21 protein-coding genes and 1 pseudogene are annotated in these 22,853 nt (G+C 53.5%); 6 read left to right on the forward strand and 16 right to left on the reverse strand.

All coding sequences use genetic code 11. The annotated features are described in order from the left end of the window. Window positions 1–39: 39 nt before the first annotated feature. Window positions 40–660 (reverse strand): thermonuclease family protein, encoded by a 621-nt coding sequence (locus tag AC2FJV_RS07060; RefSeq protein WP_271950424.1) that lies wholly within the window; start codon window positions 658–660, stop codon window positions 40–42. A 392-nt stretch (window positions 661–1,052) separates the two neighbouring features. Here AC2FJV_RS07060 and AC2FJV_RS07065 point away from each other — a divergent pair, with 392 nt between their 5' ends. The 3 genes from AC2FJV_RS07065 (at window position 1,053) to AC2FJV_RS07075 (ending at window position 3,531) form a co-directional block, all read left to right on the forward strand. Then, on the forward strand, window positions 1,053–2,333 hold the full coding sequence (locus AC2FJV_RS07065; RefSeq protein WP_170617633.1) for a hypothetical protein: 1,281 nt from the start codon (window positions 1,053–1,055) through the stop codon (window positions 2,331–2,333). 644 nt (window positions 2,334–2,977) lie between these two features. Continuing rightward, window positions 2,978–3,112 carry a hypothetical protein gene (locus AC2FJV_RS07070; RefSeq protein WP_496713198.1) on the forward strand — a complete coding sequence of 45 codons (135 nt, stop codon included), beginning with the start codon at window positions 2,978–2,980 and terminating at the stop codon, window positions 3,110–3,112. A 23-nt stretch (window positions 3,113–3,135) separates the two neighbouring features. Further along, window positions 3,136–3,531, forward strand: a complete 396-nt coding sequence (locus AC2FJV_RS07075; protein ID WP_496713200.1) for a thermonuclease family protein — start codon at window positions 3,136–3,138, stop codon at window positions 3,529–3,531. A gap of 414 nt (window positions 3,532–3,945) precedes the next feature. Here the strand turns inward: AC2FJV_RS07075 and AC2FJV_RS07080 are convergent, their stop codons facing one another. The 14 genes from AC2FJV_RS07080 to ehuR all read right to left on the reverse strand — a co-directional run bounded on the left by AC2FJV_RS07080 (window position 3,946) and on the right by ehuR (window position 19,552). Further along, entirely contained in the window at window positions 3,946–5,319 is a 1,374-nt protein-coding gene (locus AC2FJV_RS07080) for a hypothetical protein (protein WP_496708061.1), read from the reverse strand. Window positions 5,320–6,137: 818 nt separating this feature from the next. Beyond that, complete coding sequence (locus AC2FJV_RS07085) at window positions 6,138–7,511, reverse strand: aspartate aminotransferase family protein (protein WP_271950065.1); 1,374 nt, start codon at window positions 7,509–7,511, stop codon at window positions 6,138–6,140. A gap of 11 nt (window positions 7,512–7,522) precedes the next feature. After that, complete coding sequence (locus tag AC2FJV_RS07090; RefSeq protein WP_496713202.1) at window positions 7,523–8,998, reverse strand: NAD-dependent succinate-semialdehyde dehydrogenase; 1,476 nt, start codon at window positions 8,996–8,998, stop codon at window positions 7,523–7,525. Between the two features lie 112 nt (window positions 8,999–9,110). Then, window positions 9,111–9,593: an Lrp/AsnC family transcriptional regulator gene (locus AC2FJV_RS07095; protein WP_281995534.1), complete on the reverse strand. Its 483-nt coding sequence runs from the start codon at window positions 9,591–9,593 to the stop codon at window positions 9,111–9,113. A gap of 23 nt (window positions 9,594–9,616) precedes the next feature. After that, the gene (gene doeB / locus AC2FJV_RS07100; RefSeq protein WP_281973141.1) at window positions 9,617–10,609 is read right to left on the reverse strand and encodes a N(2)-acetyl-L-2,4-diaminobutanoate deacetylase DoeB; all 993 of its coding nucleotides are present in this window, start codon (window positions 10,607–10,609) and stop codon (window positions 9,617–9,619) included. A 3-nt stretch (window positions 10,610–10,612) separates the two neighbouring features. Beyond that, window positions 10,613–11,800, reverse strand: coding sequence for an ectoine hydrolase DoeA (gene doeA / locus AC2FJV_RS07105; RefSeq protein WP_496701207.1), 1,188 nt, complete (start codon window positions 11,798–11,800; stop codon window positions 10,613–10,615). Between the two features lie 15 nt (window positions 11,801–11,815). Next, window positions 11,816–12,808, reverse strand: a complete 993-nt coding sequence (gene eutC / locus AC2FJV_RS07110) for an ectoine utilization protein EutC (RefSeq protein ID WP_496713205.1) — start codon at window positions 12,806–12,808, stop codon at window positions 11,816–11,818. A gap of 1 nt (window position 12,809) precedes the next feature. Then, window positions 12,810–13,799 carry a hydroxyectoine utilization dehydratase EutB gene (gene eutB / locus AC2FJV_RS07115; RefSeq protein WP_496713207.1) on the reverse strand — a complete coding sequence of 330 codons (990 nt, stop codon included), beginning with the start codon at window positions 13,797–13,799 and terminating at the stop codon, window positions 12,810–12,812. A 20-nt stretch (window positions 13,800–13,819) separates the two neighbouring features. Next, complete coding sequence (gene eutA, locus AC2FJV_RS07120) at window positions 13,820–14,584, reverse strand: ectoine utilization protein EutA (protein ID WP_496702259.1); 765 nt, start codon at window positions 14,582–14,584, stop codon at window positions 13,820–13,822. A gap of 8 nt (window positions 14,585–14,592) precedes the next feature. Next, complete coding sequence (locus AC2FJV_RS07125; RefSeq protein WP_496702261.1) at window positions 14,593–15,030, reverse strand: universal stress protein; 438 nt, start codon at window positions 15,028–15,030, stop codon at window positions 14,593–14,595. Window positions 15,031–15,042: 12 nt separating this feature from the next. After that, window positions 15,043–16,329 (reverse strand): TRAP transporter large permease, encoded by a 1,287-nt coding sequence (locus AC2FJV_RS07130; RefSeq protein ID WP_496693012.1) that lies wholly within the window; start codon window positions 16,327–16,329, stop codon window positions 15,043–15,045. A 2-nt stretch (window positions 16,330–16,331) separates the two neighbouring features. Further along, on the reverse strand, window positions 16,332–16,904 hold the full coding sequence (locus tag AC2FJV_RS07135; protein WP_281973146.1) for a TRAP transporter small permease: 573 nt from the start codon (window positions 16,902–16,904) through the stop codon (window positions 16,332–16,334). Window positions 16,905–17,042: 138 nt separating this feature from the next. Further along, window positions 17,043–18,062 (reverse strand): TRAP transporter substrate-binding protein DctP, encoded by a 1,020-nt coding sequence (dctP, locus tag AC2FJV_RS07140; protein ID WP_496713209.1) that lies wholly within the window; start codon window positions 18,060–18,062, stop codon window positions 17,043–17,045. 95 nt (window positions 18,063–18,157) lie between these two features. Then, entirely contained in the window at window positions 18,158–19,552 is a 1,395-nt protein-coding gene (ehuR, locus tag AC2FJV_RS07145) for a MocR-like ectoine utilization transcription factor EhuR (protein WP_496713211.1), read from the reverse strand. A 143-nt stretch (window positions 19,553–19,695) separates the two neighbouring features. Between ehuR and AC2FJV_RS07150 the strand changes: the two are divergent. Further along, a pseudogene (locus AC2FJV_RS07150) lies at window positions 19,696–19,952 on the forward strand (site-specific integrase); the annotation flags it as partial. Between the two features lie 160 nt (window positions 19,953–20,112). Beyond that, window positions 20,113–21,060 (forward strand): DMT family transporter, encoded by a 948-nt coding sequence (locus tag AC2FJV_RS07155; protein ID WP_496713213.1) that lies wholly within the window; start codon window positions 20,113–20,115, stop codon window positions 21,058–21,060. A gap of 103 nt (window positions 21,061–21,163) precedes the next feature. Here the strand turns inward: AC2FJV_RS07155 and AC2FJV_RS07160 are convergent, their stop codons facing one another. Next, window positions 21,164–21,559, reverse strand: a complete 396-nt coding sequence (locus AC2FJV_RS07160; protein WP_496694003.1) for a hypothetical protein — start codon at window positions 21,557–21,559, stop codon at window positions 21,164–21,166. Between the two features lie 862 nt (window positions 21,560–22,421). On the opposite strand from AC2FJV_RS07160, the gene AC2FJV_RS07165 reads away from it, so the two are divergent. Then, complete coding sequence (locus AC2FJV_RS07165) at window positions 22,422–22,853, forward strand: c-type cytochrome (RefSeq protein ID WP_496694004.1); 432 nt, start codon at window positions 22,422–22,424, stop codon at window positions 22,851–22,853.

The following is a 22,853-nucleotide window of genomic DNA, read 5'->3' on the forward strand; positions in this document are numbered from 1 at the left end:
CAAACTGGCACAGACTTTGAAGCCGTTGCTGGTGTGCCGTCAGTTCTTCAGCTTACGGGCGGCTTGCTTCTCTTCGTACTGCTTCCACAACCCCATATGTCCATTTTGTCTTGCGTTTGCCAGCCAGAGCTTTTTTCGGGCATCAGGCATTTCCATTGATTGGTACCTTCCGCCTGAAAATTTTGGCCAGTCAATCGCGAGGCCAAGTTTGACCATTTCAGCGGATAGATCACGGCCGTCCTCAAGGTAGCACTTTGCAACAGTCCGTCCGTGGGTGTCTTGCTCGGTCACTTCCGCCCTAATTTTTTGACCCTTACAGAGCGAAACGAGCGCCCATTTCGCCTTCTTTCCATAGGGATGGTTCATCTCGGGAGCATCGACACCAAACAGACGAATCTGTGTTTTCTTAATGACCAGTGTATCACCATCTACAACGTAGGCTGAACCCGATAGTATCGTGAAGTCGGGTTTAGGTATCCTATGGTCAGGATCAAAACGCTGAGGCTGCGACGTGCGCTGTCCTTGGTTCGTGGCTAATCTAGGTTTTTTGTGCAAACCAGGTCGGCTTGGGGGAGTAGTTGTGTCGTCAGGCCTGTTGCTGCGAACTGCCAAATACACCGCGCCAGCCAAAACCAAACCCAAAACTATCAAGATTTCCACGAGACAGGCCTCCAATAGTTAGTTCAATCAAAATTTTCATACTGGATCATGATCGACCCAAGCATACGTTCGGGTTGATATGCTAGGGACACTTCACATTCACTTAGAGAGATGTGATGAGTTTACCCCGCTAAGCGCATTCAAGCGCGGGTCAGCCAGGCAACTGATCTCTACTTACTCATACTCCCAGAATAACAACCGGAATTTCAGTTAGTTCCTATTTTTCACGTCTACTAGGACAGGTGGCGCAAGTTGGCGGAAACTCACAAAAGAATGGCAGCTTCGCGCAAGCAATCAATTCATAACGTCCAGATGTGCAACCCAGGGTGAAAAGTCTTAATGAATGATTAAGTGACGAACTATCGCGTGATGAGAGTGGAGCAAGACGCAATATGACGGAGAACAAGGATCGCTTGACGGCTGAGGAAGCAAAGGGACTTCGGACCGCTAAAGAACTAGAAGGTCATCTAGCGTGGTTAGACACGTTTACGCCCGCAGCCTTGGGTGTTCTGGCCATTGCATCTGGTATTTACACCTATCTCGGCGTGTCCTCATTGCTCGAAGACAACGGCGCAGTCTCATTCTTCGCAGCGGTTGCGTACTCAATCGCCGTCTCTGTCGGCATCTTCGTCTTTTGGAGCTACATGCTCCGTTTGTTGCCTTCAATGCGTACGGCCAGTGGTTTCATTGGTCTGACCATCTCCACGATTGTTGGCTCTGTCGCCATTATCGCCATGTCTAGCTGGCTTAACGCAGCCGCACTCGCAGGCTCGGCGGCGGTCGAACAACACTTGGAAAACACTGTCCGTGACTACCAAGCTGCTCTTGAGCAAGCTCACGATATAGCTCTGAGTGGTCAAGCGTTGGGTCGCGAGGTGGAACGCGCCCGCCAGAGTTTTGAAGAACTGGCTGAACTCGAGCAGTCCGGAGACCTCTCAGGTACCGCCGGTCGGGGTGCCGTGTTTCGTGTGCTGACACAAAAAGCTGAGGAGTTACGAAACCTTGAAGAGCAGATCGCGGCGCAGCAAGAACCTATCGAGGAAGCCTTCCAACAAGGCAACGAAATCCTCGCAAAGATGCGCGAGCTTACTGTAGCCCCCGGTCCAGTGGATCGCCGTTCGGTTCAGTTCTCCGAGGAAAGCGTGAAGCTGGCGGGTGTTATCTCGCGCCTCAACCAGTACAGCGTGGCACCACTTGTTGCTCGTGCTGCCGAGGACCTGCCATCCTCGGTCGTACTTCCAGAGCTTGATGGGCGCAGTTCCGACGTGCGAGATGCGCAATCGTCCACAATCAACTCCGTTTTGAATGCGCTGGACCAACGCAGCAAGACACTCAAGAACGCCGCTGACGAGGTATTGGACATGGAGCCGCCCATCGAGACGGCATACAACCCGATTTCTAGCGCCGATGCGGTAATCAAGTACGCCCACAACTTCGTCCCATCTTGGGCCGGAGCTATAGCTATCGACTTGCTACCCGCTGTTTTGGTGTTCGTGCTGGCAATCACTCAGGCGGCCATACGCAGCGGTAAAGACGGTATGAGCATCGAGGACACGCTGACACTGGCTGATCTGAGAGCCGCGATGAACGCCATGAAGGACGTCGAGGCAACTATGGGTGTGGCAGATGCGGCCATCCTCAACCGAGCCGCGCCGCAAAAAGATGAAGCATGATGGGCCTGCTACGTCGTCTCAATCCACGCTCTGGGCTGCGCTATGTTCTGATTTTGCAGCTAGCGATTGCGGGCGTTCTAATAGCGTCGGACGTTCTTGGCGTCATTCCCAGCCCATTCAAAGAGCGCGTTGAACTCCCAACAGGGCCTGTATCTCCCGGTGATCAGCGCAGAGAATATCGAACTGATCGCAGTGATCCATCGCTTGTGCCTCAAGACGGGCCACTAGACGTCCCCGTACCTGAGGCTTTTCCAAACCGATTGGACTTCTCGGTTCAGGAAGTCGAAGGACTAGGGAGGGTACTTCTACTCAGCGGTCAGATAGAGGTGGATGACTCGTCTCGCTTCGCTTCGTACTTGTCGGACATGCAGGAGAAGCCTGACCTAGTGGCTCTTCACAGTCCAGGAGGAGTGGTTTCAGAGGCATTGTCCATCGGTAAGAAAGTTAGAGAGGCTGAGCTGGCTTCTGCCGTTCTCGCTGGCGCGATGTGCGTGTCCTCTTGCCCTTACATCCTAGCAGGCGGCGAGGAACGCATAGTTTCACTTCGCGGCATAGTGGGTATGCATCAGCACTACTACGACCAGCCTCGCTTAATACCTGTCGTTTTCGCCGTAGAGGGTATCCAAAAGGGGCAAGGAGCGACGATGCAGCATCTGATTGACCTGGGTGTGGACCCGTCACTGATGCTGTTCTCACTGAACACCCCACCCGAGGAAATCTATGCGCTTATCGAGGAAGAACTAGTAGATACCCGCATAGCGACCCAAATTATCGACTAACACGAGACACCGAGGACTTCGCCTTGTTCAAGAAGCTAACCATTGCCTTGGCATTTTTCGCCACTACTGCCGCCGCTGGTGGCCTCCAAGTACGCGACGCAGACACGATCGTTGTCGATGGCACTCCCGTCCGTTTGAACGGTGTGGACGCCCCGGAGCTTGGCACACTTTCTGGTCAGGATGCTAAACGCTGGATGGTGAACTTTCTTCGCGGCAAGAGCATCGAGTGCAAACTCAATGGTGAGCGCACCTATGATCGTTGGGTGGGCGTTTGTTATGCGGACGGACAAGACATTGGTGCTGCCGTGATTGCGGCGGGGCATGCTCTGGATTGCGCGAGGTACTCGGGTGGGCGATACAGGCACTTGGAAACCCCGGCTGCTAAGTCTCGTTTGAAGCGGGCTGGATACTGTAGGTAAGGACTGTAGATATGAGAAAATCTAGGTTTGTGGGTGGAATCACTGGTGGAATTATTGGGTTATTGGTTGGCAGTGGAACAGGGATCGTTGGCGGTCCATTCGTGGCTGTAGCGGGTGTCTTTGTGTTCACGATAATTGGTATAGGTTGGGGCTTGAGTGCTGGCCCGGACATTGCGGACAAACTTCGTGCGTTGCGATCAAAAAGTTGATCTGCTTTCAGTGAATTCGGTCAGGAGCAAGTCAGGCGGAACCGTGAGTTGTTCCCGGTGAATACTGGGCGTGGAACTGTGCGGGTACGGCGTAGGACGTTTGAGGATTTGCTTAAGGAGGGGCGTTGAGTGAACTTGGAGGGAGCCAATGCGGCTTCCTTCATTTTTCAAGTACATCTACAGGAGGGAAAGAATACGTCAGGACTCAAGATCCGACGGTTTCTTCTGTTTGAACGGATAGTTCGTCCTCAGTAGAGTCGCCTCCTCGTTGGTGGCTTTCGTCCACAGCCTTCCTATTTGAAGGAAGAAAGCTCTTGGACAAGTAATCTTTCATGTGATCCCTAAGCATATCCATTTTTAAGCGAGTTCTTAATTCATAGATGTCATCGTCAGTCAATCCATCAAGTCCTTCTTCCGATGCCTTCGAAACATCAGTCGCGATAATGCTAATCTTTGACAGGTTCAGTCGTTGTTGATTGATGCGCATGATTTCCGCAACGAATAACGCTGCAAGCTTATATGCCGCCCCAATAATCGCAGTTGAAATTATGACATACGGCATACGTGTTATAAGAATAGAGAAGATACGCGCGTTGTCTTGTTCATCTACGACGGTCGTCAAATTGGCCGCATTAAATACAAGCAGACTTGTGATAACGACCAATATCAAAATCGGTATCCAAGAAAGCCGCCAATACGTTTTCGTACTCTGAACTGCTTGACCTACGAAACCACTAATTTCAGTGGGGAACATGTTGATGTCATCTTGCAGTGACCGGAGTTCCTGTCTTTGCTCCGCGATCAACCCTGCAAGGCCAGTACGTTCAGAATTGCGTTCGGCAATTCGCTCCTTTATCGTTTCTTCTTGCTCATCAAGTTTTGTGATTGTTTCTTCGCGCTTGTTAACATCCGCTACTAGCCCGTTGCGCTGTTCGGTGAGCCGCCCGATTTCGTTGTTAAGATTGGTCACTTCTTTGTTTGATGCAGCTACGTCACTGGCAATCTGGTCTCTTTCTTGCCTGAGTTCTTCGAGGTTTTCGTTAGCCTCAGTGGCGTTGTCGAGGGCCTTCACGCTTACAGCTTGGATGTCATTTCTGAACCGATCCAACCGCGTTACTAGTTGAACAAAATCTTCCAACTCATCAATTTGGAAGCCAACCAGTTTGATGCTGTTTATTACTTTGTTACCGGCAAAGAGTTTCTTTGGCGGCTTAAAGGCTACTGCCGTCACAAGTTGATTTATTGTTGCATGATAGGTTGTATCTGATGCTCGCGCGATATCCTGAGATGCTTGGCCCTCTTGCGCTAAATCCCATCTGAACTCGAAAGTATCGTAAGAGCTATAGTTTTCCATCGTGACAACAACGTCGCAAAGGAAAACAGGTTCAGTAAAACTGAATTCGAACCAACGGTTTGCGCCGCTCATGGATGTGTCACTACCGGAGTTGGCGACCAGTTTTGTTGTTTTGTTTGATCGTTTACTCTGCAACTCAAATGGTAATTCAGTGACCTGCTTGACTGGCAGGTCACGAACCTGCTGAAGTTTCTCAGTTGCTTTACTCAGGTCAATATCTTCCATTCTGTCCGCCTTGTTTAAATATTGTGTTTTATACCTACATTTTCCGACCCCCAAAGGAGCTGACACAATATAATGTGCAGGTTCGGTTTTGTGGAGTCTTTTGCTAACAACTATTTGGAGAGGGTTCCTGCGCGGCTGCACAAATAAATGGTGTTACAGTAGGCTGTTACAGCGCAAGATGTAGAGTATACGTAAGTCACTGATTTAATTGAAACCTATCACCTCAGGATCGCATCCCCTAGGCTCCACCAAAACCTCATTCAGATATTTTGCGTCACTTAAGACTCTGAATAGAAAAGATAATTCTCCGGTTCGAAGATCCGATTTGGAAGAGTAACTTCCCTTCTGAACAAATTGCATTCTAAGCAGCGCTCTCTTGCCCCTATAGTCGCTTTTTTTCCATACTTTCCAAGATTTTGACAGAATTTCGGCGACCGGTTCCAACATCTCTTCAAAATTCCTTTGCGGAACTTCGAAGTCTTCCAACTTCAGCTTGAGCTCTTCCTGCTTCATCGTCTGTCTGGCTACAGGAAAGGCAACCCACACGTTGCGGATTTTTCCGCCGCTCTACCCATGATTGATAATCATCTGGTCTGTAGCACATTGCGACAATAGTGACGTGTGCTGGTTTCAAGTTTCAATCCTGGCCGCTTTGACCGGATTGGGCCTTGTAGTAAGGAATCTTGGAATTGCGGCCTGATCCAGGCAATATTGCCAAATCAAAGCGGTCTCAATCGAGTGCTGCGCCCACCCCGGAGTTTGATGCGGTAATGTCGACCACTATCCACTCAGCCAAGGGTGGGCGAGACAGACATCCCCTAGCCTAATACTGCTGTAACCGCGCGCAGAGTTGCGGCGACGACGGTATCAGCTTCTTCACGACTCAGGCAAAACGGTGGCGCGAAGCCCAAGATGTCGCCTTGCGGCATAGCGCGTGCGATGACCTTATCCTGTGCCAAAAGAGCGGCTGAGACTTGCGGGCCGATCTTGTCCGCGGAGTCAAAGAAGGTGCGGCTATCTTTATCCTTCACGAACTCGACCGCGCACAACATTCCTTCGCCGCGCACATCGCCGACATTGGCGTGTGCTGACAGTGCATCCTTCATCGACTGCTTCAGATAAGCGCCGACTTTGCCTGCGTTTTCGATCAGGTTCAGATCATCAATCAGTTTGAGGTTTGCCACACCGGCCGCGGCCCCGATCGGGTGTGCCGAATAGGTCCAGCCGTGGCCGATGGCGCCGTTTTCATCCGTGCCCTGTTCCAGCACCTTCCACACTTTTTCAGAAACAATCGAACCAGACAGCGGCGCGTAGGCCGAGGTGAGGCCTTTGGCGATGGTGATGATATCGGATTCCAAGCCGTAATGCTCCGACCCGAACATGCTGCCCAGGCGGCCAAACCCGGTCACAACTTCATCGGCAACCAACAGGATGTCATGCTTGCGCAATACGGCCTGGATGGCGGCCCAGTAGCCTTCGGGCGGGGGCACGATACCGCCGGTTCCCAACACCGGCTCGCCAATAAACGCGGCGATTGTATCAGCGCCTTCACGTTCAATCAGCGCCTCCAGTTCAGTAACGCAATGCGCGACGAATTCGGCTTCGCTTTGGTCCAGATTATCTCGGCGGAAATAATAGGGCGCTTCGGTATGAACCACCTGCGTGAGCGGCAGATCGAACTTTTTGTGGAATAGTTCCAGCCCAGTCAGCGACCCGGTGACAAGGCCCGAGCCATGATACCCTCGCCAGCGCGAGATGATCTTTTTCTTTTCGGGGCGGCCCAGGATATTGTTGTAATACCATATTAATTTGACGTTGGTCTCATTTGCATCTGAACCGCCCAGGCCGAAATAGACCTTGGACATGTTCGAAGGCGCGCGATCAAGGATCATCTTGGACAGGGTGATGGAGGCTTCTGTGCCGTGGCCTACGTAGGAATGATAATAGGCCAACTCGCGGGCTTGATCCGCAATCGCTTCGGCAATTTCCTGACGGCCATAGCCCACATTCACGCAATAAAGTCCTGCAAAGGCGTCCAGCAATTTGGTACCATCACGGTCTTCGATATGGACCCCGCTTGCGGTTTTGATCACACGGGTCGCTGTTTCGCCCCGCGCGTGCTGGGCCAGATGAGTGGAGGGATGGAAAAAGTTCTCGCGGTCCCATTGGTCAAGTTGATCGTTCTTCAGCATCTTTTCACTCCTCATGCCCAGTCGCGGCAGACATATTTGATTTCGGTAAACTCTTCCATTCCCCGCCTTGCCCCTTCACGGCCCAGACCGGATTGTTTGGTGCCGCCAAAGGGGATCGGCGCGCCGGTGACCTTGGTGCGATTCACCGCCACCATGCCAAATTGCAATGCACGAGATACGCGGTAAATACGGCGTGGGTCATGGCTGTGCAGATATGCAACCAAACCGTATTCGGTGTCATTGGCCCGGGCGATCACCTCTTCTTCGGTATCAAAGGGCGCAATGGCCGCCACAGGGCCAAATGTTTCCTCTGACATAAGCACGGCATCGGCGGGCACGTCGGTCAGAACCGTGGGCTGATAAAACAGCGGGCCGAGAGGGGCCCTTGCACCTCCGCACGCCAGTTTGGCCCCCTTGGCCAGCGCATCGGCGACATGTTCTGCCTGCTTTTGAACCGCCTTTTCATTCATCAAAGGGCCGATGTCGGGGTCGTCCATACCGATGCCAAGGGACAGCCTGCGGGTCGCTTCGGTGAACTGCGAGCAGAATGCGTCGTAAATTGAGCGCTCCACAAATATCCGATTGGCGCCAAGACAGTCCTGCCCGGATGTGGCGAATTTGGCCTTGATCGTTTCAGAAACCGCAATTTCAAGATCGGCCCCTTTGAACACAATCACCGGTGCATGCCCGCCTAGTTCCATTACAAGTTTTTTCACTGTGTCGGCGGACTGACGGTAAAGTAACCGTCCGATTTCGGTGGAGCCTGTGAACGAGAGTGCCCGAACACGGGTGTCTTTCGTCCAAGGTTCGACCACGGTCGAGGCCTGGCCGGTGACCACGTTGAACACGCCCGCCGGAATACCCGCCTTTTCCGCCAATTCAGCCAACGCGAGGGCCGAAAACGGGGTTTCACCTGAGGGGTGAGCCACAACCGTACATCCCACTGCCATGGCTGCTGCTGCTTTGCGGGTCAGCATGGCAGCAGGGAAATTCCACGGTGTGATCATTGCCACCACCCCAACCGGCTCTAGCCAAACCTCGACCTCGGCATCGGGCAGATGGCTGGTGACGCCTTCAACATTGGGTCGCTTGGCCTCTTCGGCGTAGAATTCTACAAAAGACGCGGCATAATCAATTTCACCGCGCGCCTCGGACAGGGGCTTGCCCTGTTCCAGTACCATGATCCGTGCCAGATCTTCTTTGTGGTGCAGCATCAGGTCGAACCAACGGCGCAGAATGGCGGATCGGTCTTGTGGCAAGAGGCCCGACCAGGTCGGAAAGGCGGCCTGTGCCGCATCCACGGCGGCAGAGGATTCCTCTGCCGAAAGGCTGGCGGCCTCACCGATAACATCGCCAGTTGCCGGATCAGTGACGCGGATAGCATACCCCGACGCAGCTGCGCACCATTTACCATTCACATAGGAAAAACTGCGCACCAAAGATTTGTCAGCAATATCATCGCGCGCAGAAAGTGCGGTGTTTTTCATGGATGCCTCTCCCTTGTTGCCAGACAACCTCGGGTATTTCAGGCGAAGGATGAGACCAAATTTCGGGTCCAAAGCAGAGTATTCTGCTGTAAATCATCTCTCAGGCAGAGGGTTACTCCTGCCATCCAGCAATGAGGGAAATCGGCGGAACGCCCTGCCCCTTCACTCGTTTGGTGACAATATAGGTAAAATATTTTTCCAGACCTATGTCAGCATTGAGCATTTCATCAATCAGGCGTTGATAGGCATCGATATCGCGCGTCACTATTTGCAGGATGTAATCAAATCCTCCGCCAAGCGCCCAGCAGGCCAACACTTCTTCATAGCGTTGCATTGCGGCCTCAAAAGCCTGAAAGCTGGCAGCGGTATGATCGGACAGTTCGGCCGCAACAAAGACAGTTACATGTGGCCCAAGTTTGCGCAGGTTGATCTCGGCTCTATATCGCTTGATCAACCCGGCTTTTTCCAACTTTTTCAGCCGCTCCCAGCAGGGGGTGGGCGACAGGCCAACGCGGTCGGCCAAAGCCGTTTTTGTGATGCGCCCGTCGGTTGAAAGCACCCGTAGAATATCCAGATCGCGGGCGTCGAGCCGCATGGTCTCACCTCCGGGGAATAAAGTTATCCAACTTTCAACCCGATCACCGCCGCGCAATCGCCCGCTTTGATGAGACCGGGAAAGTGGCGACTGATCAAAAGGCCCGCAACTTTGGCACGGTATTCAATCGGGGCAATCCCGGTGCGATCAACGGGCCAAACGCGGGCCACAACATCGCCTTGGCTGACCTGTTCACCAAGATCAACCATCGGCTCGTAGAGGCCATCGTCTTCCGAGAAAACAAAGCAGTCACCATCGGGCATATCCAGGCGCACGGTTGGATCAATCTGCATCTCGCCCTTCAGAATTCCTGCGTGGATCAGCACATTGCGCAGGCCCTTTTTTGCAACGGCAATCGACTTGGCTGTGGCAGAGCCACCACCGCCCAATTCTGTTGAAACCAGAACCTTACCCATATCTTCGACCGCGGTGTCGTACATTCCGACATTGTCGATCTCCAGTAGCTGCACCGAATAGGGGGCGTTAAAGGCGGCCATCGCGGCGAAACAGGCCGCTTCATTGGCTTTATCTTCAAGGATATGGGCCGCCGCGAAGGGCACGAAATCCAGCGTTTTTCCGCCCGAGTGAAAATCCACCGCAATATCGGCCATTGGCAAAAGAACGCGCTGGAAATAGTCGGCAATCTTTTCGGTTGGGGTGCCATCTGGCCGGCCCGGAAAGGCACGGTTCATATTGCCTTTGTCGATGGGGGACGTGCGTAACCCGGCGCGATAAGCGGGATAATTGAAGGCAGGCACGATGATCACACGTCCGGTGATGTCCTCGGGCTTTAGCGTAACCGTCAGTTCTTGCAACGCCACGGGCCCTTCATATTCATCGCCATGGTTGGCGCCGGTCAGCAAAGCCGTAGGCCCATCTCCGTTTTTGATAACCGTTAGCGGGATCATAATTGACCCCCATGCACTGTCATCCCGGCTGTAAGGCAGCCGTAGGAAACCGTGGTGGATACCATCGCTATCCAGCGGGATCGTCGGGGAAATTGGGTTGGGTGTCATTACTCAGTCCTTCACAACCATTTTGCGGGGCACGTTGGCCAGGCACTCATGGCCGGTTCTGGTGATGCGGATGCTTTCAGTAATCTCAAAACCCCAATCCTCCATCCAGAGGCCGGTCATGAAATGCAGGGTCATGTTCTCCTGCAGAATCGTCTTGTCGCCGGGACGAAGCGAGAAGGTCCGTTCGCCCCAGTCAGGCGGGTAGCTGACACCGATCGGGTAACCGGTGCGGTTATCTTTGGTGATCCCGTATTTCTTTAGCACGCTGAAGAAGGCAATGGCGACATCCTCGCAGAGGTTGCCCTCTTTTGCAGCCTCCAGCCCGGCCTCCATGCCCTCAAGCACAGCCTTTTCAGCGTCGAGGAATGTTTGCGTGGGCTTTCCAAGGAAGACCGTGCGCGACAGCGGGCAGTGGTAGCGTTTGACGACACCTGCGATCTCGAAAAACGTGCCTTCGCCGGATTTCATTGGTTGATCGTCCCATGTCAAATGCGGGGCTGAGGCATCCGCGCCTGAGGGCAAAAGTGGCACCAGCGCGGGATAGTCTCCGCCCGCACCGATCTGTGCGTCATAGCGTAAGGCCGCATCATAGATTTCCGCCACCAGATCGCATTTGCGGATGCCCGGCTCGACCTTTTCAAAGATACGTTCATGCATACGGCCCACAATGCGGCCTGCTTGGCGCATGTATTCCAGCTCGGTTTCAGATTTTACCGCGCGCTGCCAGTTGACCAACGCAGTCGCATCGGAAAATTTGGCATTTGGCATGTGGTGCTGTAGCGCGGCAAAGGCCGCAGCTGTGAACCAGTAGTTGTCCATCTCAACGCCGATATGGCCCTTATCCAGCTTACGATCGGCCAGCTGTGCCGACAGGTAATCCATCGGGTGACGTTCGGTGGATTGTACATAATGGTCCGGGTAACCGATGATATTGGCGGGATCCATAAAGCAGGTGCGAAGCGCGCCATTGGCATCTTGTCCACGGCCGTACCAGACCGGCTCGCCAGTGAGACTCAGCACTACGCATTGATGCACGTAAAAAGACCAACCGTCATAGCCGGTCAACCAGTTCATGTTCGAAGGGTCCGTCACGATCAGAAGGTCAAGCCCACGTTCGGCCATGGCGGCGCGGGTTTTTGCAATGCGCTGGCTGAACTCATCGCGTGAGAAGTGGAGTTTTGGTTCTGGCATAGAATTAATCCGTTGTTAGCTTGAAAACGTGGTGCCTTTGCCTGAGTTTTCCGCGCGCTGGCGAGCAAGCGTGGCAATGGCGGTATCCTGGACACCCGTACCTGTCAGGTCAGCAATAATGATGTCACTGTCGGATTGTCGCCCCGGCGCCTTGTCGGAGGTGATATCACCCAGTTCAGCAAACCTGCCATCAGCCGGGAAAATGCCCACCGCAATGGCGCTGCGCAGCTCGCCTTTGAGGGCGCATTGGGCTTGGCTGTCGGGCACATAGAGCGTTGCCTTGGCAAGACAACCCGGGTCAAGCTCGACCTTGTGTTCCTGATCCGAACCCATCGCAATGACAAGCTGCCCCGGTTGCAGCCAGTCCGCTTTGATCAGCGGAATGTCCGAAAGGGTTGTCGTGACGATGATATCTGCCGAGGACACGGCACCCGCCCTATCAGTGCTGGCCGTGACGTCGACCCCAAGTTCTTCGCGAAGGCTGGAAGCCAAGGTTTCGGCCTTGGCCGCATCCCGCGCCCAGATCACAGCGCTTTCGATTCCGCGCACAAGGGTCAGCGCCTTTAGTTGTAGCTTCGCCTGCACACCAGCACCGATGATACACGCGCGTGTCGCATCCGCGCGTGCAAGGTGGCGCGCAGATACCGCTCCCGCAGCGGCGGTGCGCACATCCGTGAGATAACCATTATCCAGAAGCAAAGCTTCCAGAACGCCAGTGGTGCTTGAGAATAGCACCATCAAGCCTGATGTGCTGGGCAGGCCCAGCTTGGGATTATCGAAAAAGCCAGGACTCATCTTCATGGCAAAGCTGTCGATGCCCGGGACATAGGCGGACTTTACACATACCTCACCGTTATGATCTGGAACCATCAGTGTCATGATTGGCGGCATGACCACTTTGCCCCCGGCCAGTGTCGAAAAACCCTGTTCGATGCAGTCCACTGCATCGATATCGAGCGGCACCAGATCGCGCAATTCGGTTTCTGTCAGAATTTTAATCTGCGCCATTCTAGTCCTCCGCCGTCACATCTACATCTTCACCGGAAATGATCCGGTGATGCAGTTGCATGTCGATGTTTTGCCCCGAGATCAGCGCGACGCACCGACCTGGGTCTTTGATTTTTCCCGCCAGAAGCGCGGCAATGCCGACACTGCCGGACCCTTCAATGATCTGACGTTCCTGCCAATAGGCGAGGCGGATGGCAGCAGCGATCTCGGTCTCGGTCACCAAAATCAGATCATCGACAACGGCACGAGTCATGGCAAAAGTGTGCTGGTTGTCCAATCCAACCCCACCGCCCAGCGAGTCGGCCAGTGTCGACAGTTCTTCGACCAGAACCGGTTTCCCTGCCTTCTGGCTTTCATACATAGCCGCCCCGCGCTCCATCGAAATTCCGATAACGCGGACCTGCGGATTAACCGCCTTCATCACCATCCCGACGCCGGAAATCAGTCCGCCGCCCGACAGCGGCACCAGAACCGTTTCAAGATCCGGGGATTGTTCCAGCATTTCCAGTGCAACGGTGCTTTGCCCGGCAATGATATCGCGATGATCAAACGGGGGAAGCATGACCATCCCATCGGCGACCAGCCTGTCAACTTCTACCTGTGCGTCATCCTGAGAACGCCCGACAATGCGCACCTCTGCGCCCTGCGCCTTGATCCCATCCACTTTGTTTTGTGGAACCAGCTCGGACATGCAGATGATGCACCGCACCCCGGCCTGCTTTGCCGCATAGGCCAAACCGCGCCCGTGATTGCCCGTCGATACACCCACCACACCTTTGGCGCGCTGCGCATCGCTAAGTGACAACACAGCATTGGATGCCCCGCGCAGCTTGAAACTGCCGGTAATCTGGCCTTGCTCCAGCTTGAGGCGAATATCACCGCCGGTGGCTTTGTTGAGCCCGTTTGACGACACCGTCGGCGTGACCCGGATCGACTGTGCGATCCGCGCGCGCGCAGCAAAACTATCCTGAAGTGTGATTTCAGAGCTCATCTCTTGTCCTGACTTTCTTCCTATTTACTGAACAACATACCGCCCGCGGGATAATTAGAAGTAATCCCAAGATGCCTCATGCAGCGCCAAACCATCGCCTGATTGGAGGTAACAACCGGTTTGCCAAGCCGGGCCTCCAATTGTGCGACACATGGGGCGGCACGCACCGCCGTACAGGAAATAAAAAGCGCATCAGCATCGGGATCGCACGCAGCAACACCACCTTCGATAATGCTGTCCCTTGAGACGCGCGCCATGTCGCGATCATCGGACAATCCAAAGCAAACAGCGTTCACCACGTCGAGGCCGTGTTGCGAGAAATAGGTGACCAGAGAATCCGTCACATCCTGCGTATAGGGCGTAAGAACACTTACTTTTTTTACCCCCAAAGCCTCAAATGCATCAAAGGCTGCCGAGCTGGGTGTGACGCATGGCGTGCCTGGCTTTGCGCTGTTCATGTGCTCGGCCACTTTGTCGTTCCCCAACACTACCGAAGCTGCAGTGCATCCATAGACCAATACATCTAGCGCCTCGCCAGGCAGGATCTCTGCTGCGGCATCGGTCAGCAGCGGCCCTGTCTTCAAAAGGCTTTCATGTGTGGTTGGGTTTTCAAACCCGATCCGGTTTACATATACGCCCACATCATGCCCATGCAGAATGCGTGCGAAATCAGTTTCCGTCGTATGATCCGTGGCCAGCGTGACCAGCCCGATACGATGTGTGACAGGGCGAGCATCCAGCGCGAGAGCCACAGACGAAGTCGAAGATTGTATATCCAAAGCCATTGCCATCCTCACACCACCAGAACCGGGCATTGCGCAAGGCTGGTCACCTTGTGAGAGACGCTGCCCAGCAAATAGCCCTCAATCGATCCCAATCCCCGGCTGCCCATGACGATCAGGTCATTCTGATGTTCTTTGGAAAAGCTGACGATAGTCCGCGCCGTTGGCCCGCCTTTGACAAAGGCCCGGATGTTCTCGCACCCCGCCTCGCGCGCAATGGACGCGCCGCGTTCAGCAGTTATCTTTGCGTGATCGCGCATGATCCCGTCAATATCATCGGGCTTTTCTGCATCAATGACATACATCGATCCTTCCAGTATTGAATGATGACGGTAGAGCGTCAGTACCAACATTTCCGCATCACACAACCTAGCCAATTCGGCGGCTTTGCGAAGGGCGGCCTCTGATCCTTCAGACCCGTCAAAAGCAGCGAGTATTGATTTGAACATTTGTCGCTCCTTTTATTTGTTAAATGCGATGTCGCGCAAAAACAGTGCCACCTGCGGGAAGAAGATCATCAAAACCGAGACACTCAAAAGCATGATCACGAAAGGCGGCGTTCCTCTGATTACTTCCAGATAGGGACGTTTGAACACCGCTACCGCCGTGAAGATATCGCATCCGAACGGCGGGGTGGCCGAGCCGATGGCGGCCTGCAATGTGATCAAAGTGCCGACCAGAATTGGGTCCAGCCCGGTTTTCTCGACCACGGGCGCAAAGATCGGAACAAAGATCAAGATGACCACGATGGGATCCACGAACATACAGCCGATGAAGAACGCAATCGCGATTGTGAACAGGACGCCGATCTGCCCCATTTCATCAATGCCAAGAGCGCCCAAAATCTGTTGCGGTATCTGCGCGAATGACAGAACCCAGGCAAAGGCAGCACCTGCACCCACCAAAATAAAAACTACCGCCGTTACCATGCCCGTTGACAGGGCGACCTGGTATAGGCCGGTGATTTTCATTGTTTTGAAAATGAAGACTTCCAGCAACACCGCATAGGCCACGCTGATTGCTGCGGCTTCGGTCGGGCTGAAAACGCCGAAGAAGATGCCGCCGATGATCAGAACCGGGAAACCCAGCGGCCACAAGGCCCGTTTAACCGCTACCGCGCGTTCGCACCATGTGGCGGCCGGTTCAGTGGGGACGTCATTTAATTTGGCGTAGATCATACTGTAGACCGAGAACATGAACAGGATTAACAATCCGGGCCCGATGCCCGCGATGAACAGTTCAGGGATGGAGGCCTTGGCAACTACACCGTAGATGATCATCCCAATACTGGGCGGGATCAGGAACGCGATGTCACTTGAGTTGACGATCAGGGCCAAAATGAAAGAATCCTTGTAGCCACCTTTCAGCATTCGGGGCCTGAGTGGCGTTCCCACCGCAACGACCGTGGCTTGGGTGGACCCGGACACGGCACCGAACAATGCGCAAGCCGCAGCTGTACTGACGGCCAACCCCCCTCGAACATGGCGAACAAAGGCCATGACCATATCAATCAGCCGCCCTGCGGACTGGCCACGTGTCATGATATCCGCTGCCAGAATGAACATAGGCACGGCGATCAATGAAGAGGGCCGGATACCACCCAACATTTGCTGAATCATAAACTCAGTTTTGTCGATTGTGCCAAACAACTCGATCACGCCGATGAACGCGCCGGCAATGAGGGGTACCATCATCGGGAAACCCATAAGCAGCAGGACAACCATTGCGGAAAACATTAAGAGTGCCATGGTTAAAGCTCCACTTCCAGTTCCCGCGCATCTGCTTCTCGCAGATCAGTTGACAGGTAGATTTCAGGTTCCTGAAGATTTTTGATGAAAGTGAGCGCGTATTGAACCCCGGTCACAAACAGCCCAATCGGCACCCAGATGTAGCTGAGATAAACAGGGAATCCGAGGGCAGGATAGACCCGCCCCTTTGCGTACATGCTGATGATGTATTGCACAGCGTACCACGCCAAGAGCAGCAACAGCACAGCGGTGACTCCCGTGACTACAACCATCAAGATTTTTCTGACCCGTTCGGGTAACGCGTCTGAGATGGCGGACATGCGGATATGCCGACCATGGCGCGCGGCGTAGCCGATACCAGCAAATGTCACCAACAATATGAATATACTGTTCAACTCTTCGGCGAATATAATGGAGTGGTTGAAAACAAACCGGCTGATGACATTTGCGATGGTGTTGACTGCCATCAGAATGACGCCTGTGGCCATGATCACCCGCTCAAGCGCAGCGATCCCCTTGTCAATGCCATCAACAATTCCGGCAAGGCCCGACTTTTTCTTCGTCGTTTCGCTCATATTCCCCCCGAACATTCGCAACATAGGCTGATCGCCGGTTTACTATTTCCAAATTGCAGGCCCGAACTATGGTTCTGGGCCTGCATCGATTTTTCAGATGAACACATCGCAAACGTGATGGATGCCTGTGGCAAAGCGCTACTGCTGCGCAGCCGCTAGATCCTTCTTCATTTGCTCGAGGATAGCAGCGCCACGTTCGCCCGCTCTTTCGACAAAGGCTGCTTCGACCGCTTTTGCACGTTCTTTAAAGGGTGCACGCTCTTCCTCGGTTAGCCGGTTTATTGTGTAGCCCGGATTGCTCTCCTGAATTTTTGCCAGACCGGTTGCATCCAGTTCGACGGCAACATCAAGAATATAATCGAGTGCGACTTGCGACGCATTCTGAACAAGTTCTTTGTCCGCATCGCTTAGCGCGTCGTAAAACTCGGCATTTGCCATCACAGCAGTCGTGTACTGACCATGTCCGGTATAGGTCATCACATTAGTCAGGTTATCCAGATCATAGGCCTCGATCCAAATTGCCGGGTTTTCTTGCCCGTCAACCATTTTAGTTTTCAGTCCGCCGATCAGCTCGCCCCAAGGCATTGCAATCGGGGAAGCGCCGAAGGCCGTGTAAGTCTCCAAAAGCAATGGTGAGGTCATGGTCCGAATTTTCATACCTTCCAAATCGGCAGGTGTCCGAAATTCCTCCATTGTAGTGACCACCATTTCACCTTCCGGGAACACCGACAACAATTCCAGTCCCTGTTCGCGATAGATGTCGTGGAACATCTCGTTTACAGCGACGCCTTCTTTGAAAAACTTGCGCACGACTTGAGGGTCCGTCGGCTGGATATATGGCACCAGAAAGGCTTCGGCTTCTGGGATCAACGCACCGGTGAAACCTGGAGATTGATCAATGAACTGCAGCAATCCAGCCTGGGCCTGCTCCATGGCGTCGGCCGATTCACCAAGCGTACCCACAGGATAAATCTGAACTGTGTGATCCGAGTTGGCTTCGATTTCCTCTTTGAACTTGGTGGCATACAGGCCTTGCGGATCTGTCAGCCCCTCTTCCATAGCATAGCGCCAATTGTCCGCATAAGCAGCAGTTGAGATTAGCAATGCAGCAGCAAGGGGTGCGCAGACGCGCAAGGTAAAACGTGCAGTCTTGGTCATCATATCCTCCCAGATATCACCTTCTTTGTTAGTGATGTTCCACCACATCCCGAAGATTGTACTGCGAGTCAATTATTATATTGTTGCGCTACATTCTAATAAGCGAATTGCGGCAAAGGCTCGCGTGGGCGCAAAAGTAAACCGGCCAGAAGCTTCAGAGCTTGGCGAAAACGTTCGATTTCGCGAATGCTTCCCACCGAAATGCGCACTGCATTTGTTGGGGTAGCCTTGGGAGAAAGGAATGGGCTTTCAGGGGACACCGCAACATTTAGTTCGCGGGCATGGGCGACAAAACTGTTGGAATCCCAATCTGGTGGGAGCTGCAACCAAAGATGCAAACTGGCCGGATGGCCCGTCCATTTAAAACCAGCAAGCTCTTGCGTTGCTATGTGATACCGCTTGACGATTTCTGCGCGCTGCCAATCCGCCAGCGCTTGTGCTGTGCCATCTTCCACCCAGCGTGAGGCAAGTTCGCAGATTAGCGGCGTTGCCATCCAACCAAATACGATCAGTCTCGCTGTCAAAGCAGGAAGCAAATGGTCCGGAGCAACGGCATAACCCGCACGCAACCCGCTGACCGTGCATTTGGTGAACGTTGTCAGGTAGACCGACAGTTCTGGTGCGAACATCGAAACAGGCGGCTGGCGATCCGCTGCGACCGGACCAAATGCATCGTTTTCAATAATATGCAGCTTATGTTTGCGGGCGATTGCAGCAATTTCGCGCCGACGTTCCTCTGGCATCATGTGTACATTAGGGTTGGCAAGAGATGGCAATAAATACAATGCTTTAGGAGACTTTTCAACGCACGCCCTTTCCAATGCATCGGGCAGGATTCCGTGCTCATCAGTTTCAAGGCCAACATGTCGGTATCCGAAATATGCGACACTCGAAACCAAGAGGTGATGCGTGACCATATCTGACAGAATGACGTCGCCAGGACGCAATATCGCAGACATTGCTGCCGACATTCCATGCGTTACCCCGTTCGTCATGAGGACTGAATCTGCATTTGTCTCAAGGCCGCAATGTGAAAGCCATTTGACTCCCGTTTTTCGGTGAGTTTCGTGGCCTACATTCGGGCGTGTAGAAAGATATATTGCCGGGTCGAGCCCGGCATGCAAAGTCCTCAGCGTTGATTGCATCGCCTCAACATGCAGGCCATTAAACAAGGGGCGCGAAATCGACATGTCGAACAAGTTTCGAGGTTCTGACTCTAACTTGAATGGCTGTCCGTCGGTTTTGTCAGTGTCGACAACATAGCTGCCACGCCCAATCTGACCATCGATCAGGTTTTGGCGACGCAGAATGTCGTATGCTTTGCTGACGGTATTAACGCTCAACCTCAGGTCATCGGCCAGTTTCCGGTGTGTTGGTAATTTCTGTCCCGGTGACAAACTGCCGTCTTCAATCGCGCCTGCAATCATCGTGGCAAGGCTCGTATGCAGCGGTGAACTCAGCGTATCTCGGGATGGTTTCCAATTTGTCATGCGACAATAGTAACCAATTCGAATTCGCGAACAAGCAGATCAATCACAAAGAGCTTCACAGGTGTCGGAATTACAGCTTTTTGTATGGGTCTCCCTTGGGAAGAAAGTAGTTGCTGTGACCGCGGATCTATCACTTGGTTTTCCTGCACATCTCAACACGCCAGTTTGCGCGGATTGTCCGGGACTGGATGAAGCCCATTGGCTTCGAGGCCAGCGCCTATGGAACTCTTTCAATGCGCCGGACCAAAGTCACGCAGTTCTACAAGAAAAGACAGGAAGTCTTCGGGCGGTTCAGTTGCTCTTGGGTCATGCAAAGATGGTAAGCACGGTTCGGCATCTGAGCGTCGAGCTTGAAGACGCCTTTGCCATCGCAGCAGCAATCGAGATCAAGAGCTTGTAGACCAATTTTGAACCGGCCATCTGCTGCTGCGCATCTCATCGAACCTGCTGTTCGTTGCTAGCGCAAATTCGAACCCACCCCCAACTCGCAAGTTGAGGGATTTTTGCTCCGCGTCGCATAGAGAACAGACACGCGTTTAGCGACGTTTCTACAAGATGAGATGTCCTCGGCTGATTCCATACCTCAATCTACGGATCGCATTCTTGCAGGAGTTGCACTGATGCTTGGATTTTGCCTCACCGCTCCTTTGCTGGACGTAGCTGCAAAACTCGCGTCGGCTAGCGTACCAGTTGGGCAGATTACGGCTGCTCGCTTTGTAGTGCAGTGCGTGTTGATGGCCCCGTTCGTCTGGATAATGGGGCTGTCGTTGCATGTAGCGCGAGGCAAATTGATCGCACTCGCATTCCGCTCATTACTTTTGCTGTTCGCAACTTTTTGCTTCATTGCTGCCATCCGTGTGATGCCACTCGCCGATGCGTTGGCAATCGTGTTTGTGGCCCCGTTCATTGTCTTGTTGGTTGGTAAGTTTTACCTTGGTGAAGACGTAGGTCCGCGTCGTGTCGGGGCAGCTCTTGTCGGGTTTGTTGGGGTAATGTTCGTCATCCAGCCCAGTTTCGCGGCCTTCGGCGCGGTTGCAATAATTCCGCTTGGTACGGCAGTTGCTTTCGCTTTCTACATTCTTGTGACGCGAGGATTGTCACGTCGGATGCATCCCGTGGCTCTGCAATTCCACACTGGCCTGATTGCCAGCCTGTTTTCCATTCCAATCTTAATATTTGCGCAAGGCTCTGGTCCGGAGCTGTTCGATCCTGTTTGGCCGACAGACATCGCTTTGTTGTGGCTTTTGGGAGCTGGTTTTTTTGCAACGGTGAGCCACATGATGATGACCTATGCGCTTTCGTTCGCGCCTTCAGCCACATTGGCACCTTTGCAGTACTTTGAGCTGCCAGTTGCGACCCTGTTCGGCTATCTTGTCTTCAATGACTTCCCGAACACGCTTAGCCTACTTGGTATTGCAATCATCATCAGTGCAGGGCTGTACATGATTCATCGCGAAAGAGTCGTAGCCAGACAATTGGTCACAGAACGTGCGGCACCTCCAATCTAAAACTACTCTCGCTCTCGGCCAAATTTCAGACATTTGAGCAAAGCAGAATTTCGGATGACCGCTTCCGCCGAGTTAGCCCCGTACATTGAACAACATCGGGCGGCTACGGCCCTTCGCAAACCAGCGGGAAGGCACCGATTTCCGGAATTGTGAGCGTGCCTACAGTGACGGATTCGTCTCCTTCGACAGCGGTTATCAATCGAACAGAGGCAACGATCCGACTGTATTCGGGATCGGCGAAGTCGATTACAGTACGCATATCGACATCGGCCCCCTGTGCCACGATGATTGGTATCGCACCATCGACTTCAGTAAGGCTCCAGTGTTTGCCGTCTGCGTGAATGGTCGCGCTTACGACTGCGAGACCAGGGACAGTTCCCAATCCGACATCAAATACAGCGCCTGATCCATCAGGGGCCTCGCAATACAGCCCAACAGTTGCGAATGCCGAGGTTGCCGAGTGGAGCGCTAAGAGCGCCAGTGCAGTAGTTCTGATCATGAACTTTCCTTTTCGTTCGCAATCCGGTCAAAATATATCTTTGGTTCAAAGTTCTCAATAAGCGCGCCTGAACGCGGGTCAAAGAAGCAGAAACACCAGCACCCTCAGACCACAACGTTGCCCCAAATTAATGGCACCGCACGGCTGGAACTTGGCTGGTTCCAGTGAGATTCTGCGCGTTGACAATGTTGCGACCTGTGTTGCCGTTTGGCCGCTAATCAGTTGCTAGGCCCGACTGATAGAAATCAAAATAGACCCGGACTCTCTGCATTTGATGAGAATCGCGCGCCGGACAAGAGCGGGGAATGCCCCATCACGAAAATCAGCGTCGTAATTTCCTTTAGAACGGCGTGGGGCATAATGAAGCTGCAGGCGTTGTCTTGTGTGTTCCGCTGCATTAGCGTCCGGAATCATGGTCATCCGACGAAACACATTTGCGCTATTGACGAGTCTTCTGGTCATTCTGGCCGGATTTGGTGGCGAGTCTCATGCCTGCGTCGGGCTTCACTGCGGGGACCATATGCAATCGGCGGGACACTCCGCCGCGGTGAAAAGCATCCCTGACATCTCGGCCCAAAGCAGCCATCACGACACGGATAATGCCGGAACCGGAGAGTGTAACCCTTCGCTTTGCCAAGCCGTCGTACTGATCTCGCAGAACAGCCAAGTCGTGTGGAACCAATATCAGCTTGACCGAGAGTTCCAGATTGTATCCCAATCCAAGTTGACTGAACCAGATAGCCCCTACAGACCCCCTGACCTTTGAAGCTGCCAAAATCCGCGCGCGCCTAAGTGACCGGCCCTTGCGGCTGTTTGCGATGTGCCGCAGCACTTCCAGCTTCTACAAAGTCAGGTTCAACCCATGAAGAAAAGTCACGTGTTAATCGGCGCTTGCGTCGTCTCGGCTGTTGCCGCTTTCATAGTTTTTCGTTCAGACCCAATCGAAGAAGCCAGCCCCCAGGCGACAGTTTCAAGAGACGGCCTAGTCGCAATTCAGATGCCGCCTATTGAGGGCAATGCAGCAATCGGCCAGCGGGTCTTTGATGCCTCCTGTGCCACTTGCCACGGTGTCAATGCGGTCGGAATTGACGGCGCAGGACCGCCACTGATCCACAAGATTTACGAACCTAGTCACCACGCTGATGAAGCGTTTCAGAGGGCGGTTTCACAGGGTGTAAGAAGTCACCATTGGCAGTTTGGAGACATGCCACCCGTCGACGGCTTGACGCGAGGTGACGTCGCTATGGTGATCGCCTACATTCGCGATATCCAGCGCGCCAACGGAATAAATTGA

The organism is Ruegeria sp. CDSA241 (genome assembly GCF_059611265.1).

Coding starts and splice junctions, on each gene's coding strand:
- AC2FJV_RS07070 (WP_496713198.1), top strand. CDS start 2,978: ATGCAGCATCTGATTGACCTGGGTGTGGACCCGTCACTGATGCTGTTC.
- AC2FJV_RS07085 (WP_271950065.1), bottom strand. CDS start 7,511: ATGCTGAAGAACGATCAACTTGACCAATGGGACCGCGAGAACTTTTTC.
- AC2FJV_RS07065 (WP_170617633.1), top strand. CDS start 1,053: ATGACGGAGAACAAGGATCGCTTGACGGCTGAGGAAGCAAAGGGACTT.
- AC2FJV_RS07080 (WP_496708061.1), bottom strand. CDS start 5,319: ATGGAAGATATTGACCTGAGTAAAGCAACTGAGAAACTTCAGCAGGTT.
- AC2FJV_RS07125 (WP_496702261.1), bottom strand. CDS start 15,030: ATGTTCAAATCAATACTCGCTGCTTTTGACGGGTCTGAAGGATCAGAG.
- doeB (WP_281973141.1), bottom strand. CDS start 10,609: ATGACACCCAACCCAATTTCCCCGACGATCCCGCTGGATAGCGATGGT.
- AC2FJV_RS07090 (WP_496713202.1), bottom strand. CDS start 8,998: ATGAAAAACACCGCACTTTCTGCGCGCGATGATATTGCTGACAAATCT.
- AC2FJV_RS07165 (WP_496694004.1), top strand. CDS start 22,422: ATGAAGAAAAGTCACGTGTTAATCGGCGCTTGCGTCGTCTCGGCTGTT.
- AC2FJV_RS07160 (WP_496694003.1), bottom strand. CDS start 21,559: ATGATCAGAACTACTGCACTGGCGCTCTTAGCGCTCCACTCGGCAACC.
- eutC (WP_496713205.1), bottom strand. CDS start 12,808: ATGGCGCAGATTAAAATTCTGACAGAAACCGAATTGCGCGATCTGGTG.
- doeA (WP_496701207.1), bottom strand. CDS start 11,800: ATGCCAGAACCAAAACTCCACTTCTCACGCGATGAGTTCAGCCAGCGC.
- eutB (WP_496713207.1), bottom strand. CDS start 13,799: ATGAGCTCTGAAATCACACTTCAGGATAGTTTTGCTGCGCGCGCGCGG.
- ehuR (WP_496713211.1), bottom strand. CDS start 19,552: ATGACAAATTGGAAACCATCCCGAGATACGCTGAGTTCACCGCTGCAT.
- AC2FJV_RS07130 (WP_496693012.1), bottom strand. CDS start 16,329: ATGGCACTCTTAATGTTTTCCGCAATGGTTGTCCTGCTGCTTATGGGT.
- AC2FJV_RS07135 (WP_281973146.1), bottom strand. CDS start 16,904: ATGAGCGAAACGACGAAGAAAAAGTCGGGCCTTGCCGGAATTGTTGAT.
- AC2FJV_RS07155 (WP_496713213.1), top strand. CDS start 20,113: ATGTCCTCGGCTGATTCCATACCTCAATCTACGGATCGCATTCTTGCA.
- dctP (WP_496713209.1), bottom strand. CDS start 18,062: ATGACCAAGACTGCACGTTTTACCTTGCGCGTCTGCGCACCCCTTGCT.
- AC2FJV_RS07095 (WP_281995534.1), bottom strand. CDS start 9,593: ATGCGGCTCGACGCCCGCGATCTGGATATTCTACGGGTGCTTTCAACC.
- eutA (WP_496702259.1), bottom strand. CDS start 14,584: ATGGCTTTGGATATACAATCTTCGACTTCGTCTGTGGCTCTCGCGCTG.